This is a genomic window from Flavobacterium sp. PLA-1-15 (assembly GCF_049060005.1).
Taxonomy (GTDB): domain Bacteria; phylum Bacteroidota; class Bacteroidia; order Flavobacteriales; family Flavobacteriaceae; genus Flavobacterium.
The window spans coordinates 92,702-110,545 of sequence record NZ_JBMGQS010000008.1; the positions used below are offsets into that span (position 1 = coordinate 92,702).

The following is a 17,844-nucleotide window of genomic DNA, read 5'->3' on the forward strand; positions in this document are numbered from 1 at the left end:
AATACCTTGTGTATATAACAAAAAAAGAAGGCTAAGCCTTCTTTTTAAGCAAATCGACCAGTTCTTTTAGGTCGGTCTTTGAAACTTTTTTCAAATCTATCGTTATCGGATATTTTGGTTTAATGCTCGGGTTAGAAAGCAAACGTTTAAATTGTGCTGTAGTAATAGTCAGTTTCATAAATGTTTTTATTATAAATATCACAACAAACATTAATCTCTTTTTTTGGCTCCAAAATTTTTCCAGGATTTCTGAAGACATCTATATGGGAATGTACATAGAGTTCCAAAAAGTCGATTCAAAGAGCGGGTTTTTGAACAGTATTTTAAAGAAATGACCATTGGGAGGGGAGGATATGACCACCACACTAATATTTAAGGTTTTTAGATGCTTTAAATTGTTTTAAATCAGCAAATTGTCTTTATATGGAACGTGATAACTATTGGTGTTTTATGCCATAGTATGTATATCTATTTGTTTGTATTTATGTCATTAAGAATGTATTTTAAACTTTAAGTAGCTCTACTATTTACATTAATCTACGCTACTTTATATTCTATTATATAATTCTATTACTTCATATATGTTACTTTATATATAGAGAAATTATATAAAGGAAATCCTTATGAATAGTACTATTGTTCCAAGATTGGTAAATATGATTATGCTTGTTTTGCGCTATTGTAAGTTTCTAAATAAAAGGATTTGACAATGTAAAATTAAATGTGTATACTTATGAAAAACAAAGAGAGTAAACTCTAAAAATCCTTGGTTATTGGGAGGTCATGGACCCAATTTCTTCTACCAAGTTAAAACAAGAAGTCATAATCCTTGTCATGTATGAGGAATAGGTAATTAGAAGATGCCTTGCAACAATTTAATTTTGATTTAATCGCCAATGAAGGCGATACAGAGGACCTAAGTGTCTTATCCAATGACATTCTTTTTAAAGAAATGTCATTATTATTTCCGAATGTTAACAGCATTCTTATACCTAAAAAGGTGGCTTATGCGCTTCAGAAATACGTGCCTAAGAAATCTCTGAAAACCATTGACTCAAACCCATTCATAGCGGTCGAAAAGTGTCTTGTTTTCTTATCCAATCTCGCAAGTACGATTTACACGGATGAAAAATGGAAAGCTTTGTATTCGCCTCTATTGCACGAACAAACAAAGGATAAGGATAATACTTTCCTTTATAAAAAGATTGTTGAGGTCTTGGTTAATGGAACTAATAACGGTCCAATATTGGAAGTGGATACACGCTACCATGATGGAAGCAGTATGAAATATAAGTTAGCCGACCCGTATTTAAAAGCTGGACTTACCGAATATATTCTGAGGACTCCAAAGATTATTCAGGTTCGAAACAAGCTATATTACAGACAGCTATCCAAGGCCTTAAACAATCCAATTGCATTAAATCTTGTCAAGATTTATTCTAAACTGGATTTGCCAACATCGGAGGAGCTTTTAGAAATTGGAAAAGGTTTAGTTAAGAACGGTTACATGACAAAAAAAGGTAAAAAGCTAACCGTTAGAAATAAACATCAGAATCACTATTGGACGGACCATAATGAGAGAAGCTTTGTTGAGGATAACATAAAGCTTTTTGAATATCTAACACATCGTGGTTTCATGATTCCAATTCAAGGTGATGATAAGAGCGGTGGCCGTGTTGTTGATAGTTTTACGCTGATGCCGTCATGGATTCGTAACCAGATTACAATTGAAGGAATGCCTTTGAAGGAAGCCGATTTTGTGGCTTTGCATCCTAATATTGCAATGACTTTGTACGGAGGAAAAGGTGAATACCTAAACCATGAAAAAATTGCTGATGCAATTGGTGAAGATATAAAAGTTGTCAAGGTGGAGCATCTTAGTTTCTTCAATAAGAGAATTGGACAAATGAAAAAATCAACACTTTATGACTATTATCAGATGAATGAGCCAGATGCTTTAAGGAATATCGAGGAAGATAAACGTAAGCATGGTTACAAGATAACATCACGTAAATTTTTCAAAACTGAAGTAGAAATTATGACAAAAGCAATAACGGAACTCAATGCTGAAGGGATTCATGTGTTATACGTTTATGATGCGCTTTTATGTGAGGAAAAGGATTTGAGTAGAGTTCAGGGAATTATGAATGCAGCAACTCTTGAATTTGGAGTTAAGACAAGCGTAAAAGAAGTTAATCCAATTGTCCAATCTCAAAAATATCATTTGACTGATGAGGTTGACTTGTATGAGATTCTTCCAAACATGGGATTAACCGTTAAAGAAAGTATGATGGTTATTCACGATTTTAACTGTTCAAAGATAAGAGTGAAAGACTTGGTCCTATACATTGGTAAGCAAAGAAAAGAGCAAGTTTACAATGATTATAAAGGTGTTTCAATTACTCAGACTCTTGTGAACAGACTGAAAAATATGGTTGTTAACTAATAGAATCATGGTCATTTCCCGGGGGAAATGACCATGATTTTTATCATTTAAGAAGTAATTTATTTTTTAGATAGTAGGCAAGATTGACCAAGCCAATTAGTGCGGGAACTTCAACCAAAGGGCCGATGACTCCTGTGAAAGCTTGGCCGCTATTGATTCCGAAAACACCAATAGATACAGCGATAGCTAACTCAAAATTATTTCCTGTAGCCGTAAATGCAATCGCTGTACTTCGAGAGTAATCTACTCCCATTTTTTTTGCGAGAACGAAACTTACAATAAACATAATCACAAAATAAATGACCAATGGAATTGCTATTCTAACAACATCAAAAGGAATTTGGACAATCGTTTCACCTTTGAGGCTAAACATAACCAATATTGTAAAGAGTAATGCGATAAGCGTAATTGGAGAAATAAAAGAGACGAATTTATTGTAAAACCACTCTTTTCCCTTCAAATGTATCAGTCCATAATGAGTTATCAAGCCGAGAGCAAAAGGTATGCCTAAATAGATGCCTACACTTTGTGCAATTTGGCTCATTGAAATATCAATTCCAATACTTTCTAATCCGAGTAGTGGAGGTAGAATTGTTAAGAAAAAATATGCATAGATACTATAAAGAAGAATCTGAAAGATACTATTTAATGCGATAAGTCCAGCTGCATATTCTCTATTGCCATTTGCTAAATCATTCCAGACCACAACCATTGCAATGCATCTTGCAAGGCCAATTAAAATGAGCCCAGCCATATATTCTGGTTTGTCATGAAGAAAAATGATTGCGAGTGCAAACATTAAGAACGGTCCTACTATCCAGTTAAGAAAAAGAGAAACCGTCAACACTTTTTTGTTGGAGAAGACTTCTCTCATTTTGCTATACTGCACCTTGGCTAAAGGGGGATACATCATAAGGATTAGACCGATAGCTAATGGAATATTTGTAGTTCCGTATGATAACGAATTAATGAGGTTGGTAGCATCAGGTAAATAATGACCTATTCCAACACCAATGACCATAGCGAGGAATATCCAAAGCGTTAAATAGCGGTCGAGAAACCCCAATCTTTCCCGTTTATAGGTGGGTGTGCAGTCAGTCATTGAAATTGGTAGTAAAGAATGATTTTGAATACTCTTTTATCTGGTTACGAACCTTTCGGAATTCTTCCATAACTTCATCATCAGTTCCTGTGGATTTAGCGGGGTCAGAAAAATTTTGGTGAAGTTTCTTTGCTTTTGAAGGGAAAAATGGGCAGCGTTCTTTGGCATTGTCGCAGACCGTTATAACGAAATCAAAATCGATATCGGTATATTCATCAACATTGTTGGATGTATGATGGGAAATATCTATCCCGTCTTCTGCCATGATTGATATAGCTTTAGGATTTACACCATGGGTTTCAACACCAGCACTGTAAATTTCGGCCGTACCGTTAGCATAATAATTTAAATAGCCGTGTGCTATTTGGCTTCTACAACTATTGCCTGTGCAAAGTACTAAGATTCGTTTCATATTGAATTGTTATTAATTGTTTGTAATTAGTTAAATGCAGCAGTTTCCTTCTGGGTTGCAACATGGCTCTGATGAATTTACATCGCTCAATCTAACCTTCTGTTTTGGAGTTTCACAATTTTCTTCAGCCAAACATGCGGTTTGTTTATCCAATAGTAAAAAATTCTGACCATCAAATCCTAAATCGTATTTACCAATTGTTTCCGATTGGTATTCAACTTCTATTTCAAGGTCCTCTAAGCCGAGAACTCTTTCAGAGAGATTAATAATATTTAGGAGTTTAGTTGGTTTAAGGCGATGTTCAAAGTCGTTAGCATCCCAGAGTTGGAAATTTGCAACTTTCTCATGGCGTACGGTACCACCACAATCAATAAAATCTTTGGTTATCATTCCAACTTCTGTAACATGGAAGTTTTCAGGGACATAAGAACCGTTAGAAAGTTTGAAATTGACTGCTTCCGCAGTTTTGAGGTGGTGTTTAATTTCAGATAATTTCATAATATAGATTTAATTAACAACATTGATTTTTCTTGTCTGAGATTAGAGAAAAAAGTTCTCCAAAATACATTTGCAGTTTTTCTAAGCCATCTTCGTTTATGCAGTAACAAATTGCATTACCCTCTACATTTCCTTTGATTAGGCCTGCGTTTTTAAGTTCTTTTAAGTGCTGTGAAACGGTTGGTTGTGCTAATGGTAATTCGTTTACAATATCACCGCATATACAGGTGTTAACTTTGGCTAAATAGTCTAAGATAGCGACCCGTGCAGGATGTCCAATTGCTTTTGCAAGAATTGCAATTTCATTTTGTCGTTCGGTAAAGTGGTCTGTTTTAGTGGCTCCCATGGTTTATTTTTATATTGCAATATTACGATAATTAATGAATTATACAATCTTCATTATTAAATATTCGGCACTTTAGTACCGAATATTTAAATTTCATCCATTTTAAAGCATTATTTTTATTCCAGCATTTACAACAAAGCCATCAAGAGGTGCATAAATGTCCTTAAAAACAGGATTTGTTGCAGGACCAGTATAAATACTGTCAAACTTGGTTTGTCTGGTATCGGTAAAATTTTCAAAATTGATGTAAATAGAAAAATTCTCCCATAGCTTTTCAACCATTGCACCGCAAGTCCAATATGAGCGTCCAGTAGTTCCGTCTGTTAATTGTTGTTTGCTATAATAGTAAGCTTCAAGTCCGATTTTCCAACTCTCTTCAACCTCATACATCAATACATTATTTAATCGATGTTTAGCAGTAAGAGGGTTTTGTTTTGAAATTCCATTTTCTTCAATTGTAGCATCTACATAAGTATAGCCAAGGAATAATTTAAAATCATCGTATTCGAGTTTTACATTGGTTTCAGCTCCTTTGGAAGTGATGTGGCCAAAACTATTTATGAATTGGTAATTTCCGTTTTGAAGCATTTCTAATAACAACGGACGATTAAGTTTCGTGAAAAAGAATAGTTGATTTATGCTAATGGAAAGTTCATCTAAATTCGTTTTATAGTTACCGTCAATATTAACACCGTAGCTCTTTTCAAGTACATTCTGTGATGTCGAAATAGGTAATACATTCCTAAACTGGATACGTTCGCTTTCATCGGTAAAAATAGTCGGAGTTTTATATCCTAAGCCTCCACCAAAACGTGATGTGAACTTAGTGGACCATTTGAATAATAGTGAGGCACGGGGTAATAAGGCAAAACCATAATCTTTAACGTAATCTCCTCGCAAACCAGTTTCAATGTGTAACCAATCTTTTGCTTTGAATGTATTTTGAATAAAGCCACCGAAAGTTATTTGGTTGTAATTACGTAGCGGGAAGCTGTTTGAACCTCGCTCATCAAATTCATCAGTCAAGAGAGTGGTTCCTGTTATCCATTCAGAAATTTCACCAGTATAAGAGTAAGTAAGCTCAGAAAATGAATTAACCTGAGAGCCGTTAAAAGTGAAATCTGGAATTTCAATTATACGGTCAAAATAACCAATACTGTTGCGAAATGTTAATTGTTGGTTTTCTCCTAAGCGATGAGTTAGGGTTGTTTGGCTACTAATTCTCTGGGTGGTGTTCTTCTCGAAATAGCGTGCGATTTGGTCTTTATTATCAATGTAAGCCATATCACCACCTAAGCGTGTTTCAAAAGCTGTATTAACTCCTACAATAAGTTTTGTGTTTTCGCTGAGGTCAGCAAAAATTTTAGGATTGAAATTATATCGTTCAAATTTTGGAATGGCTGTAAAATTGTTATCAGCAGGGTCGTACGCTTTATTGCTGTTTCTGGATGCAAAAACGGTTAATCCTATCTTCTCAAATTTTTGTGAATAAAAACCGTTCAAATCTAAACCAAGTGCCGAAGTACCGTTGATTAGAAAACGTAGTTCTCTTTCATCAGATGGAGTTTTTGATATAAGGTTTACGAGACCTGCAATAGCTCCACCACCATATAAAGTCGATGCAGAACCCTTAATTATCTCTACTTGTTTTAAATCCAACGGAGGCGTTTGTAGTAATCCTAAACCGCTTGCGGCTCCAGAATAAAGAGGAAAGCCGTCTTTGAGTATTTGGGTGTATCTCCCGTCAAGCCCTTGGATGCGAATAGAGGAGTTTGCGGACGTTGCAGAGGTTTGTTGGGTCTGAATACCAGTGCTTTCATTTAAAAGCATCCTGATGTCTCCAGGCTTCATATTTCCTTTTTCTTCCAATTCCTCACCAGCAATAAATTCTACTCTCGTTGGAATATCTCTTATTGTTCTGGTGCTTCTGGTTGATGTTATTGTAACTTCTTCCATTTCTTCCATCTCTGGTATAAGACTTATGATTATAGGCTGCGGTTGTGTATATGGTAATGTCAAGTTTATTGTTTGCTCTTGATAGCCTACCGAACTGACAGATAAATTATGTTCGCCAGTTGAAATATTAAGTACAATACTTCCAGATTCGTCTGTAATGCCTTGAGGAATTTCGTCAATAAATATAGATATGCCAAGCAAACTTTCGCCTGTAATGGAATCTTTGACAGTTATTTTTACGGTGTTTTGAGCAAATACATTGCTTATAGCAAAAAATGCTAATATGGTAATCAAATACTTTTGCATATTTAAATCTTAATGTTCGTGAATTTTTATGGATGGTCCATAATCTAAAGCCGATAAACATTAAACGATTTTGGGAGGTTGCCAGATTGAACCGCAAAAACTTGGAAAGAAAACTTTAAAGTAAGAATCCGCTTTTTCCGATTTGAAGTTATCTGGAAGAAAATTCATTAAAATTAAAGGGTTTTGCGGAATAGCTATAAATCCGACACAAGTACCACATGAGTAGAAAGGCGAACAAGTACCTTTACAATTACGCTCGCATTCTTGCGATTCATTACAATGCTTTTCGTTTACTTCATCATTGTTAAGATGGTAAGCGGAGCAAGGTACAGTTGAAAGTACCATTATAATACAACATAATAAAGTTGAAAGCCATTTCATTTGGTAAAAATACAATTATTTTGGTAAAATTAAATTTTTAGAGTCATACAGGTTGCATCTACAGGTTATTTTCGGTATTTTTGCAATATGAATAAATAATTCTCAAACCTGTCACTAAAAATAAGAGAATGACGACAGGTTTATAGCTTTTGATTACAAAATTTAACGCTCTTGATGTTGTAACGATGTCAGAGGTCGGCGAAAGAATCAAACTTCGAGATTCAGAGGCCGTAAAGAAATGGTGTGTTACTAATGATGTGACAGTCCACAAAATTTCCAACCGTGATTATGTTTATAGAATCGATTTGGAATATACCATCGGTAAACCTTTTGTTTCCGATTTAAAAAAGAAGCATCCTGAACAATGGAAATTTTTACTCAAAGAAATTTTGTGTAATGATGCTTTGTATTATCTTTTTCTCGCTAACTTAGGCGAAGCCAGGAATGACAAGGCTTTGACTGCTGTTAAGCCTGCAAATGAGAAAGAAAAAGAACTATATAAAAAACTCATAGCATGAGCGGAAAATTAAAATTGCCTAAAAAAACCATCATAGGATTAAAGGTTTTTTGTACCACATGTAAAATAAAAAATCCTAAGTGTAAGCATTACGATAAACATCGTTACCGTATGCACGTCCACATACCAAACACGAAAAGAGGCGAAAGGTCCAAAGTTTTAAAATCGCAAATTTATGCGGAAGCCTTGGATGAAGCACTTCTGTTTAGTAAGGAAATGATTTCGAATAACTATGAGACTGTAAAACCTACGACAGAAGGAAATAATTACAGTTTGGCGGATGCAATAATGAAATACTATCAGTATCTCGGTGGAATTCATGAACATGCACATAAACGGAAGGATGTTAGTTCAGATTACCAGAAGGAATGTTACCGATATTGTAAATTTTTTGCTGATATTGTTAAGAAAGGAAAGGACATTACCAAAATGCTTGCGTCGCAGACCTCCCAAGATGATGTGTCAGCATTTTATGTATGGGCAAATGGTCATTATAGTGGCAAAACGTTTAACAAGGCAATGGCAGCTTTAAAAGCATTCTACGATTTCCTTATTAATGTGGAAAAAGTAGAGATGGAGAATCCTTTTGAAGTATATGTTACACAAAAGGTAGACAAGAAGAATCCACGTGCATTGACATTTGAAGAGTTTAATAAAATTTTGCATGCAGTCGATACGGCGGACCCGATACAACATCTTAATGGTCGTGGCGAGAACAAGAATATGTATCGTCCGTATCTCAAAGAAGCTTTTAAGCTATTTCTTTTGACTGGAGGAAGAAGAGAAGAGGTGGTAACCTTGAAATGGAATCAAATTTTGTTGACTATGTCAGGAGTGAAGTTTTTCCAGTTTAGCAATCTCAAAGTTTTACGTCAAAAGAAATCTAAGAATATTAAAAGTGAGACTTCAGATAAATATGTTCCAATCAATCACGATTTGATAGCATTACTGAATGAGTTGGGATATGAGAAATTTAAAGGAACTGATAATTATGTCATTTGTCCTGAGAGAGATGTTACCTATAAGACTATGATGGACCATGTCAGTAAAGCTTTTACACATTATCGAATTGCAGCGGGTATTGAAACGGAAATAAGTCTAAGTGATTTACGAAAGACCTATCTTACATGGGTAAATGCGGTGCTTAACAAGGATACTAAGATTTTATCTTCTCATGCTTCTAATGCAGTTCTTGAAAATAATTATCTGGATAGAACCGTTCTCTCAGCTATCGAAAAAGGTGCGCTTGAAATTAAGATTTTTGGCACTTAGAATCGACTTATTTAACATTTGTCCCGACACCATGTCCCGACACCTAAAATGAATAAAGCCCTTACAATTACGTAAGGGCTTTATTTTTGTGGTAGCGAGGACGGGAGTTGAACCCGTGACCTCAGGGTTATGAATCCTGCGCTCTAACCAACTGAGCTACCTCGCCATTTATTTGGTTACTGGCATCCTTGAATGCGGGTGCAAATATAAAACTAAATCCGTATGTTGCAAATTAAAATTGAAGAAAAAATTTTATTTTTCAAAATGCTTTTTTATTGAATTAATATTCTATATATTTCCAAAAAAAAACACCCATATCTAAAAAAGCGCTAGTATCTATGGACGTCAAAATAAAATACGAACTCGAATTTCCTATAAATTCATCACCACAATTATTATATCAGTATATATCAACACCTTCGGGCTTATCAGAGTGGTTTGCCGACAATGTAAACTCGAGAGGAGAGTATTTTACTTTCATTTGGGATGATTCTGAAGAAAAAGCACGAGTAGCTTCTAAAAAAAGTGGTGAAAAAATTAAATTCAGATGGATTGATGAAAATAATGTAGACACCGATTATTTCTTTGAGTTGAGAATTTTAGAAGACGAAATTACAAAAGACGTTTCCTTGATGGTTGTTGATTATGCAGAAGAAGATGAGGTAAGTGAAGCAAAATTGTTATGGGAAAATCAAATTTCCGACCTAAAACACGTCATCGGATCAGTATAAAAATATTTATTACCCGTATATTTGTCACGCTTTTTAGCGTGACTTTTTTTATATGATCAATTTTAATGGAAACATCGTTTCCCCCGAAGAAAACTTACTGGTAAACAACCGCGCTTTCCTTTATGGCGACGGTGTATTTGAAACTTTAAAAATTGTAGACAACAAGATACTTTTTTTAGAAGACCATTATTTCCGCCTGATGTCGTCGATGCGTGTCGTAAGGATGGAAATCCCGATGAATTTTACGATGGAATATCTTGAAGAGCAAATTCTGTCTTTGGCGAAAGCCAACAATTGCGAGGCTTCAGCCAGAGCAAGAATAACGGTTTACAGGAACGATGGCGGTTATTATCTTCCAAAGGATAAAACTATTTCGTTTTTAGTAAACGTAGTTCCGTTAGAGAATGCCATTTATAAAATAGAAAAATCAACCTACGAAGTAGATTTATACAAGGATTTCTACGTTACCAAGCAATTGCTTTCTACCATAAAATCGACCAATAAATTAATCAATATCACCGGAAGTATTTTTGCGGAAGAAAATGGCTTGGAAAATTGTTTGCTGTTGAATGATAGTAAAAATGTGATTGAGGCTTTAAACGGCAATATTTTTATGCTGATGGGCAACAAACTGACGACTCCTCCAGTTTCAGAAGGCTGTCATAATGGTGTGATGAAAAGACAGGTTATCGCTTTAGCGAAAAAGATAGAAGGTTTAGAAGTTGTCGAAGAAGCAATTTCTCCATTTGATTTGCAAAGAGCAGATGAGTTGTTCGTGACTAACATTATTACAGGAATCCAACCGATAACAAAATACCGCAAGAAAGACTTCGGAAGTAAATTGGCTAGCGATTTAATCGTCAAACTAAATACTTTGGTGCGATTTGGTTAATTCAGAAGAGGATTTTCAGGAGCGTTCGACCAAATAAGATAATCTCCACCCAATTCCATAATTTTTTCCTTCCAGAAATGAGTTGTCGATTTTCCGATGATTTTATTCTCGTACACGTTTTTTGTAATGATCCAAGAGTTGGATGACATTTCATCCTCCAGCTGATGGGCTTCCCAGCCTGTGTAGCCAAGAAAAAAACGAATATTGTTTTTGTTTACTTTTCCCTGATTTATCAAATCCCGGGTTGATTCAAAATCGCCTCCCCAATAAATTCCGTTGGAAATTTCAATACTGTTCGGAATCAAATCTGGAATGTTGTGAATGAAATACAGATTGTCTTGTTCCACAGGTCCTCCATTGTAGATTTTGAAGGTGGCGTCAATTTCAGGAACAAGGTCGTGTATGGTATATTTTAACGGCTTGTTGATGATGAAACCAACCGATCCTTCATCGTTGTGGTCAGCCAGTAAAATTACCGATCTGTTAAATGAAAGATCACCTATTATCGAAGGTTCTGCTATAAGCAAATGTCCTTTTTTTAGTTTGTCTGATATCATTTTCACTGAAATTTTATTAAATTTAACTATAAAAAACTGAACTGCCCAAAAAAAGTGTAGTATTTTTCAAAAAAAAAGTCCTCCTTTTGGGAAGACTTTGATTTTATATCTGGTAATGAATTAGTTCATACCACCTTCTAATTCAGCTCCTGCTTTAAATTTAACTACTTTTTTAGCAGCAATTTTAATTGTAGCACCTGTTTGTGGGTTTCTTCCGTCTCTTGCAGCTCTGTCTGATACTGACCAAGATCCAAAACCTACTAGAGAAACTCTACCACCTTTTTTCAAAGTAGCTCCTACGTTGTTTAAAAATGACTCTAAAGCTAATTTCGCAGCAGCTTTTGAAATTCCTGCGTCAGCAGCGATAGCATCGATTAATTCTGATTTGTTCATAATAATAGTTATTAATTGTTGGTTAAACTTTATGTTACTTATAACAAATTTAATAGGAATTCCTTACTGTGCAAGACTTTTGACGTGTTTTTCATCGATTTGTTGATAACTCGGCTATTTTGTTGATAAACTAAGTTGTTTTTTTCAAAATTCCGCTCAAATCAGTGTTGACGCAACCTTAGCATGCTTTGGCATTTTCAGAAAACGTCATTCCATTCAGAAATTCCTGAGCCATCATTTTCTTCTTTCCAGGAAACTGTAAACTCAAAATCTGGATGAATCCACCGTCAACTGCAACTTTCAGTTCCTTTTTGCTTGCAATGATTTTTCCGATGGTGAAATCATGAGCTTCAAGAATAATTTTACTTTCATAAATCTTCACGTTCCATTCCTGATCGTTGTCTTTAAAGAAACACCAAGCCGCAGGATAGGGCGAAAGCCCTCTTATAAGGTTGTGGATTTCCTCAATAGAAACCTCCCAATCAATTTGGCAATTGTCGCGGTCCAGTTTATACGCAGTTTTGATATCTGGAGTATCCGTTTGAATGGTTGTCTTCACATCTCCTTTTTCAATCAAAGCAAGTGTTTCTACAACAGTCCCACTTCCCAAGTGCATCAAGCGATCGTGTAACTCTCCAGCAGTTTCATTTTCAGAAATTTCAATTTCCGAATTCAAAATCATCGCACCCGTATCAATCTTATCATCGATAAAGAAAGTTGTAACACCTGTTTTTGTTTCTCCATTGATAATGGCCCAATTAATCGGAGCCGCACCACGATAATTTGGTAGGAGCGAAGCATGAAGATTGAAGGTGCCCAGTTCCGGCATTTCCCAAACCACTTTTGGCAACATTCTAAAAGCAACAATCACTTGCAAATTTGCATTCAAAGCTTTCAATTCTGAAAGGAAATCCTCATTCTTTAAATTTGTGGGTTGCAAAAGCGTGAGGTTATGTTCCAAGGCATATTCCTTCACAGCCGAATATTTGATCTTCTGTCCACGTCCCGCAGGTTTGTCAGGAGCCGTAATCACCCCAACCACTTCATAATTATTCTTGATAATGGTATCCAAAATGCCAACGGCAAATTCCGGCGTTCCCATAAAAACGATTCTTAGCTTGTTCATTATATATTTAAACTGTATTTGTTGTTGGATTCTATTTTGATGATGTTGTTGTCGAGAAGTTCTCGAAGCGCAAAGATAACATCGTCCGACGAATCTTGCGTGCTAATTTGAATCTCCCTCGAACTTAACGATTGATTCCGCAAAAGAAATTTTATTTTCTCGGCCAAAGTCAAAACATCAACTTGTTTTTTGTTCAAGGTAATGCAATACGAACAAATCCCGCAATTATCGGTTTTCGTTTCTCCGAAATACTCCAAGATAATTTTCGATTTGCACTTTTTGTTTTCTGTAGCATACAAAATCACCGATTCTAGTTGCTCTTTTTTAAGATTGTTCTGGTTCTCCAAGTATTTCGAAACACGATTAATCGTCAGGTCGTCTTCTCGAACCTCATTAAAAATCAAAGTTGCATCATTGTTTCGGGCGTGATAATCGATAATTTCTTTCTGTTTCAATTTCTGGAGTACCTGCAAAACCACCGCTTCTGTTGTCTTCGATTTTTTTGCGATAAGTGAAATATTCAACGAAGCCGGCACTTCATAAATCCCCGGATAGCTTCGAACCATCGTCAGGATAATCTCTTCATCCGAGGGATTCAAACTCATATACCGTATAATCTCCTTCGACGAAATAATAAACTGTACCGAAATCTTCTCCGAAAACTCCTGCGACAACGAAATAATACCCTGCCTGTCCAGAAATTGCATCGCATTAAAAACCTTCAAAACCGGAAACTGGTATTGTGTACAAAAATGATTCAAGTTGAACGAAAATACCTCGTCAATACCTTCGCCATACGCAATCTGAAAATAATTACAGAGCTTTTTATACATCACTTTCAAAAACTCCTTGTCAGGCAAAACATCAATAAACTGGTTCTTCGCTTGAATGACACTGTACTGACTACTCAATAAAACCGCAAAAGCCTTCTCGCCATTTCTACCAGCCCGTCCTGCTTCTTGATAATAATTCTCCAAATTTTCAGGAAGTTGAATATGAATCACCGTCTTTACATTCGCCTTATCAATTCCCATTCCGAACGCGTTTGTAGCCACAATAACCTGCACTTCTTCGTTCATCCAAAGCTTCATATTCTTGTCCTTTTCCCTCGAATCCAAACCACCGTGATAAAAAGTCGCCTTAAAACCCAGCGTCTGCAATTGTGATGAAATATCCAAACACGATTTCCTGTTGCGTACATATATAATGGAAGGTTCCGGATTCTTCTTCAAGATTTGTTCAATCCGAAACAGTTTATCTTCCACATCAAAAACCATATAGGCAATATTTTCCCTCGCAAAAGATTTTTCAAACACCGTAGGACTTTCCAATCCCAATTGCGTCACGATATCCTCCCGAACCCTCTTGGTTGCCGATGCAGTCAGAGCCAAAAAAGGAATCTTCGGAAAATGCGTCTTCAAGCTCGAAATCTTCAAATAAGCCGGCCTGAAATCGTGACCCCACTGCGATACACAATGTGCTTCATCAATCGCGATAAGGCTAATAGGTAAGTTTTTAATACGCTCCAAGATCCAGTCGGATTGTAAACGTTCAGGTGATAAATAAAGAAATTTATAATTCCCAAACTGACAATTGTCCAAAAGCTCAATCATTTCATCCGATTGGATGCCACCTGTAAGTGCAATGGCTTTGATGTTGCGTTGCTGTAAGTTCGCCACCTGGTCCTTCATCAATGCCACTAGAGGCGAAACCACCAAGCAGATGCCCTCCCTCATCATCCCCGGAACCTGAAAGCAAATCGATTTCCCGCCACCCGTCGGCATCAGCGCAAACGTATCCTTCCCGTCCAAAACAGAAGCAATCACCTCGCCCTGAACCGATCGAAAAGCATCGTGTTTCCAGTATTTTTGAAGAATAGAAAGCGGGGTCATAAAAAAAGATTTGTTGTAGGTTATGAGTTGTAAGTTTTAAATGCTAAAGCTACAAAACTTACGATAATAATGAGCAACCTACAACCCAGAACCTACAACCTAGAACCAATTCGTTCCAAGATAAACTCAATCCTTCCCTCAACCGTATCCTTTGGCACCTCAATCAAGTTGTACCCATATTTTTCATACGTTTCCGTCAGGTGGTTGTAGATGAGTTTTGCCTGTTCGTAGTTCTCATAACGCTCGTCATCACTCGTGTAGATTTCCTCCCAAGGCGGAAGAATAAAGATTTTTGTATAAGTGTTATCACGGCAAGCACTATCAAAATGCGTCGGATAACTATCGCCAATATAATGCATATAAGCCAAAACATCAGGAATCCCGCGGTCAAGAAACACATGCTCGTGCGGTTCGTCGCACGCATTTTTATATTGTTTCACACGGCCTTCCAGCAAAAGCTCGCTAAAAAGCAACGGATTTTCCAAGAACAACTGCTCAATACCCTGTTTTTTAGCCTCCATCGTAACCTCGCGCGAAATCTCCGGATAACAGCAATAACCCCTCGCAATCAATCCATCAATAATAGTAGTCTTGCCCGTCCCGGGTCCGCCGATGATAACAATTATTTCTTTCTGCATTTTTTTGAAATAAGGGGCAAACTTACCCAAATAATTCGAGATATTAAAATCAATTTCCACCCACACCGTTAATTTTTAAGAGCAAATCGCTCGCGCAAAGAATAATCCATATTCCCGCTGTCTTTCCAAAGCTTTTGTGGCGTCCCGAAGCTTCGGGACGCCGCAAAAGGCTTTTCCCTAACATCGGGGCTAATCAACATTCTTTAGGCACCTTGGAACCGCTTGCAACCACAACTTTATAAGCCAATCTTCGTGTCATCCCGAGCATATGAAATATAAAGGAGGACAGCCAGTGGCTGTCAGGTAAATTAGCAAACTCTATATACAGTTCTTTACATCCCAAAACAAAAAAAAGCCTAACAGATTCACATCCATTAGGCCTAATTACCGTCATTGCGAGGAACGAAGCAATCTCATCCCGTATTCCTCGCAATGATATTTTTATTATTTCACAAACTTAAAAACCGTTCCATTCTCCAATTTCACCAAATAAACACCATTACTAAAAGAGCTGATGTCAAAAGAATTCGCGCTAGCCGAAACCTGCTTCGAAACCAACTCCTGTCCAGAGATGTTATAAATAGCAGCCATCTGGTTGCTTTCCAATCCGTTGATGTTCAATTCCGTTCTGGAGTTATAAATAGAAATACCCTTCAAGCTCTCGAAATCTTTAGCAGACAAAGCCGTATCCTGAATCATCATCACCCTGCCTTGGTTCTGCAACGTCATGTACAATTTGTCGCCAATCAAAACCACATCCCTAAAGTTCGCATTAAAAGGAATTCCATTGTTAGAATCCTGAAACGCCGTGTTCACAGCAACCGAAGCCCACGTCGAAGCATTGTCAAACGATCTCGTTCTAATAGAATTCCCCTCAGCCGTAAACAAAGTATTCCCGCTCACAAAAAGCCCCTTGTTAAAGCTAAGCCCAGTCAGCATAGCAGTTGCCGATCCAGAACCACTCGTAATGTCATGGCTATAAACAACACTGTCGCCACCCACAGACATCAGCAAAACATTACCATTAAAATGCATATCGTTCACAGCATTATCCTGCGTCAACTGGTCAACAAAAAGCGAAGGCATTGCAACCTCAGTAGTAGTATCAATCCTTTGTATCTGCACGATAAAATTATCATCCCCAACAGGATCCGTTTCAGAAGCAAAGAAAATAAAAGGTCCCTTAACCGCCAATGCCGAAATATAACGCGTAGTAGTGTAAATCACAACCGGCTCCACAGCCGCCACCGTCAAATCAATCGAAATAATCCTGCCACCAAAAAACTCATCAAGCTCATCATCATAATGCTCTTCCGAAACATACAGCTTGTTGCCATCAACAGCCAAGTTGCTCATATAATAATCAGTTGGCGCAGTATACACCACAGTCGCCGAAGGATTGTCCAGCGCAGTGTCAATCCTGTAAATCTCCTTAGGACCCTGTACATAAAGCACATTCCCTTGGTTCACAATAGCCGAAGGCTCGTTCAAGTCAGTCATAAAGCTTGTAGCTTCCACCTGAGCATAAGAACTAGAAAATAGGGTCAAGCCCAAAAAAGCAATGAGTAATTTTGTTTTCATAAAGGAGGGGTTTTAGGGTAAATTATTTAGAAACAAAGATATACGTTTATTGAAGTAAATCAATACCTACTAATAAGTACTTTTTTAAAGAAACTAAATATGCCTCCCGCAGTCTCCACCTCCAAGGTCTTTTTCCAGACCCTTCTAGTTCTAATCAAAAAGCTTTAGATACCCATTTAACGAAAACAAATCCGTATCAATCCGTTCCATCCGCGAAATCCGCGGTAAAATCTTCATAACAAATCACAAACCACATCCACAATCTTAGTGTCACCCCGAGCGCTCCCGAAGCTTCGGGAGAGGGGCAGTAAAACAATTCCCCAATCCTGTCATCCTAACAGGTTTTCAAAACCTGTTAGGTCTCTAAATTTCCACAATGAACTCCTCAAACTACATCCATAATCTTAGTGTCACCCCGAGCGCTCCCGAAGCTTCGGGAGAGGGGCAGTAAAGCACTTCCGTATCAACATCCCCACATCCCCACAAACTTGTCATCCCGACGAAGGAGGGATCTCCATTAGTGACTCACATTGCAAAGATTGCTTCGCCAGTTTGAAATCGCTCGTGTCCTCCTTGCATCGGAAAGACAACTAACTAATTGATTTTTTGCATTACCAACAAATTCTATTAGCATATTAAAAACTACAAAAAAATCAAAAATCCCTCAAAGAAACTTCCAAATTCTTCGCCCCAAACAATTCATCCATCATAAAGCCACCACAAAAAAAGTAAGAAACAACCCTCACAAACACACATCATTTTTAATTCTTCGATTGTCCGACTCAATTCTTTCACTGT

General features: G+C 36.9%; 17 protein-coding genes and 1 tRNA gene. 5 read left to right on the forward strand and 13 right to left on the reverse strand.

Annotation, left to right across the window (positions count from 1 at the left end; genetic code table 11):
* Positions 1–31: 31 nt before the first annotated feature.
* Positions 32–178, reverse strand: coding sequence for a hypothetical protein (locus ACI6PS_RS07530; protein ID WP_421011941.1), 147 nt, complete (start codon positions 176–178; stop codon positions 32–34).
* Positions 179–952: 774 nt separating this feature from the next.
* Between ACI6PS_RS07530 and ACI6PS_RS07535 the strand changes: the two genes are divergently transcribed.
* Positions 953–2,446, forward strand: a complete 1,494-nt coding sequence (locus ACI6PS_RS07535; protein ID WP_421011942.1) for a hypothetical protein — start codon at positions 953–955, stop codon at positions 2,444–2,446.
* 43 nt (positions 2,447–2,489) lie between these two features.
* On the opposite strand, the gene arsB is transcribed toward ACI6PS_RS07535, so the two are convergent.
* From arsB to ACI6PS_RS07560, 5 genes are all read right to left on the reverse strand, one after another.
* A complete protein-coding gene (gene arsB / locus ACI6PS_RS07540; protein ID WP_421011943.1) occupies positions 2,490–3,548 on the reverse strand; it encodes an ACR3 family arsenite efflux transporter in 1,059 nt (352 codons plus the stop codon).
* On the reverse strand, positions 3,541–3,960 hold the full coding sequence (locus ACI6PS_RS07545; RefSeq protein ID WP_421011944.1) for an arsenate reductase ArsC: 420 nt from the start codon (positions 3,958–3,960) through the stop codon (positions 3,541–3,543). The genes arsB and ACI6PS_RS07545 overlap by 8 nt, the downstream gene beginning before the upstream one ends.
* Positions 3,961–3,990: 30 nt before the next feature.
* A complete protein-coding gene (locus tag ACI6PS_RS07550) occupies positions 3,991–4,458 on the reverse strand; it encodes a DUF6428 family protein (protein ID WP_421011945.1) in 468 nt (155 codons plus the stop codon).
* 13 nt (positions 4,459–4,471) lie between these two features.
* A complete protein-coding gene (locus ACI6PS_RS07555) occupies positions 4,472–4,804 on the reverse strand; it encodes an ArsR/SmtB family transcription factor (protein ID WP_421011946.1) in 333 nt (110 codons plus the stop codon).
* Positions 4,805–4,906: 102 nt separating this feature from the next.
* Complete coding sequence (locus tag ACI6PS_RS07560) at positions 4,907–7,066, reverse strand: TonB-dependent receptor (protein WP_421011947.1); 2,160 nt, start codon at positions 7,064–7,066, stop codon at positions 4,907–4,909.
* A 530-nt stretch (positions 7,067–7,596) separates the two neighbouring features.
* Between ACI6PS_RS07560 and ACI6PS_RS07565 the strand changes: the two genes are divergently transcribed.
* Positions 7,597–7,965, forward strand: coding sequence for a hypothetical protein (locus ACI6PS_RS07565; RefSeq protein ID WP_421011948.1), 369 nt, complete (start codon positions 7,597–7,599; stop codon positions 7,963–7,965).
* 110 nt (positions 7,966–8,075) lie between these two features.
* Positions 8,076–9,236, forward strand: coding sequence for a tyrosine-type recombinase/integrase (locus tag ACI6PS_RS07570; protein WP_421011949.1), 1,161 nt, complete (start codon positions 8,076–8,078; stop codon positions 9,234–9,236).
* Between the two features lie 89 nt (positions 9,237–9,325).
* On the opposite strand, the gene ACI6PS_RS07575 is transcribed toward ACI6PS_RS07570, so the two are convergent.
* Positions 9,326–9,402 (reverse strand) — tRNA-Met (locus tag ACI6PS_RS07575).
* 172 nt (positions 9,403–9,574) lie between these two features.
* Here ACI6PS_RS07575 and ACI6PS_RS07580 point away from each other — a divergent pair.
* Together ACI6PS_RS07580 and ACI6PS_RS07585 are read left to right on the forward strand one after the other, a co-directional pair.
* Positions 9,575–9,967, forward strand: a complete 393-nt coding sequence (locus ACI6PS_RS07580; RefSeq protein WP_421011950.1) for an START-like domain-containing protein — start codon at positions 9,575–9,577, stop codon at positions 9,965–9,967.
* A 52-nt stretch (positions 9,968–10,019) separates the two neighbouring features.
* Positions 10,020–10,859: an aminotransferase class IV gene (locus tag ACI6PS_RS07585; RefSeq protein ID WP_421011951.1), complete on the forward strand. Its 840-nt coding sequence runs from the start codon at positions 10,020–10,022 to the stop codon at positions 10,857–10,859.
* Here the strand turns inward: ACI6PS_RS07585 and ACI6PS_RS07590 are convergent.
* The 6 genes from ACI6PS_RS07590 to ACI6PS_RS07615 form a co-directional block, all read right to left on the reverse strand.
* Positions 10,856–11,416, reverse strand: a complete 561-nt coding sequence (locus ACI6PS_RS07590) for a YqgE/AlgH family protein (protein ID WP_421011952.1) — start codon at positions 11,414–11,416, stop codon at positions 10,856–10,858. The two genes, ACI6PS_RS07585 and ACI6PS_RS07590, sit on opposite strands and share 4 nt — an antisense overlap.
* A gap of 120 nt (positions 11,417–11,536) precedes the next feature.
* A complete protein-coding gene (locus ACI6PS_RS07595; protein WP_026706350.1) occupies positions 11,537–11,809 on the reverse strand; it encodes an HU family DNA-binding protein in 273 nt (90 codons plus the stop codon).
* Between the two features lie 178 nt (positions 11,810–11,987).
* A complete protein-coding gene (fmt, locus tag ACI6PS_RS07600; protein ID WP_421011953.1) occupies positions 11,988–12,935 on the reverse strand; it encodes a methionyl-tRNA formyltransferase in 948 nt (315 codons plus the stop codon).
* Positions 12,935–14,827, reverse strand: a complete 1,893-nt coding sequence (locus ACI6PS_RS07605; RefSeq protein WP_421011954.1) for a RecQ family ATP-dependent DNA helicase — start codon at positions 14,825–14,827, stop codon at positions 12,935–12,937. The genes fmt and ACI6PS_RS07605 overlap by 1 nt, the downstream gene beginning before the upstream one ends.
* A gap of 92 nt (positions 14,828–14,919) precedes the next feature.
* Positions 14,920–15,465, reverse strand: coding sequence for an AAA family ATPase (locus ACI6PS_RS07610; protein WP_421011955.1), 546 nt, complete (start codon positions 15,463–15,465; stop codon positions 14,920–14,922).
* Between the two features lie 444 nt (positions 15,466–15,909).
* Complete coding sequence (locus ACI6PS_RS07615) at positions 15,910–17,046, reverse strand: T9SS type A sorting domain-containing protein (protein WP_421011956.1); 1,137 nt, start codon at positions 17,044–17,046, stop codon at positions 15,910–15,912.
* Between the last annotated feature and the right edge of the window lie 798 nt (positions 17,047–17,844).

Bases quoted from the DNA above. Each gene is read 5' to 3' on its own strand.
- ACI6PS_RS07530 (WP_421011941.1), bottom strand. From the start codon at position 178: ATGAAACTGACTATTACTACAGCACAATTTAAACGTTTGCTTTCTAAC.
- ACI6PS_RS07535 (WP_421011942.1), top strand. From the start codon at position 953: ATGTCATTATTATTTCCGAATGTTAACAGCATTCTTATACCTAAAAAG.
- arsB (WP_421011943.1), bottom strand. From the start codon at position 3,548: ATGACTGACTGCACACCCACCTATAAACGGGAAAGATTGGGGTTTCTC.
- ACI6PS_RS07545 (WP_421011944.1), bottom strand. From the start codon at position 3,960: ATGAAACGAATCTTAGTACTTTGCACAGGCAATAGTTGTAGAAGCCAA.
- ACI6PS_RS07550 (WP_421011945.1), bottom strand. From the start codon at position 4,458: ATGAAATTATCTGAAATTAAACACCACCTCAAAACTGCGGAAGCAGTC.
- ACI6PS_RS07555 (WP_421011946.1), bottom strand. From the start codon at position 4,804: ATGGGAGCCACTAAAACAGACCACTTTACCGAACGACAAAATGAAATT.
- ACI6PS_RS07560 (WP_421011947.1), bottom strand. From the start codon at position 7,066: ATGCAAAAGTATTTGATTACCATATTAGCATTTTTTGCTATAAGCAAT.
- ACI6PS_RS07570 (WP_421011949.1), top strand. From the start codon at position 8,076: ATGCACGTCCACATACCAAACACGAAAAGAGGCGAAAGGTCCAAAGTT.
- ACI6PS_RS07580 (WP_421011950.1), top strand. From the start codon at position 9,575: ATGGACGTCAAAATAAAATACGAACTCGAATTTCCTATAAATTCATCA.
- ACI6PS_RS07585 (WP_421011951.1), top strand. From the start codon at position 10,020: ATGATCAATTTTAATGGAAACATCGTTTCCCCCGAAGAAAACTTACTG.
- ACI6PS_RS07590 (WP_421011952.1), bottom strand. From the start codon at position 11,416: ATGATATCAGACAAACTAAAAAAAGGACATTTGCTTATAGCAGAACCT.
- ACI6PS_RS07595 (WP_026706350.1), bottom strand. From the start codon at position 11,809: ATGAACAAATCAGAATTAATCGATGCTATCGCTGCTGACGCAGGAATT.
- fmt (WP_421011953.1), bottom strand. From the start codon at position 12,935: ATGAACAAGCTAAGAATCGTTTTTATGGGAACGCCGGAATTTGCCGTT.
- ACI6PS_RS07605 (WP_421011954.1), bottom strand. From the start codon at position 14,827: ATGACCCCGCTTTCTATTCTTCAAAAATACTGGAAACACGATGCTTTT.
- ACI6PS_RS07610 (WP_421011955.1), bottom strand. From the start codon at position 15,465: ATGCAGAAAGAAATAATTGTTATCATCGGCGGACCCGGGACGGGCAAG.
- ACI6PS_RS07615 (WP_421011956.1), bottom strand. From the start codon at position 17,046: ATGAAAACAAAATTACTCATTGCTTTTTTGGGCTTGACCCTATTTTCT.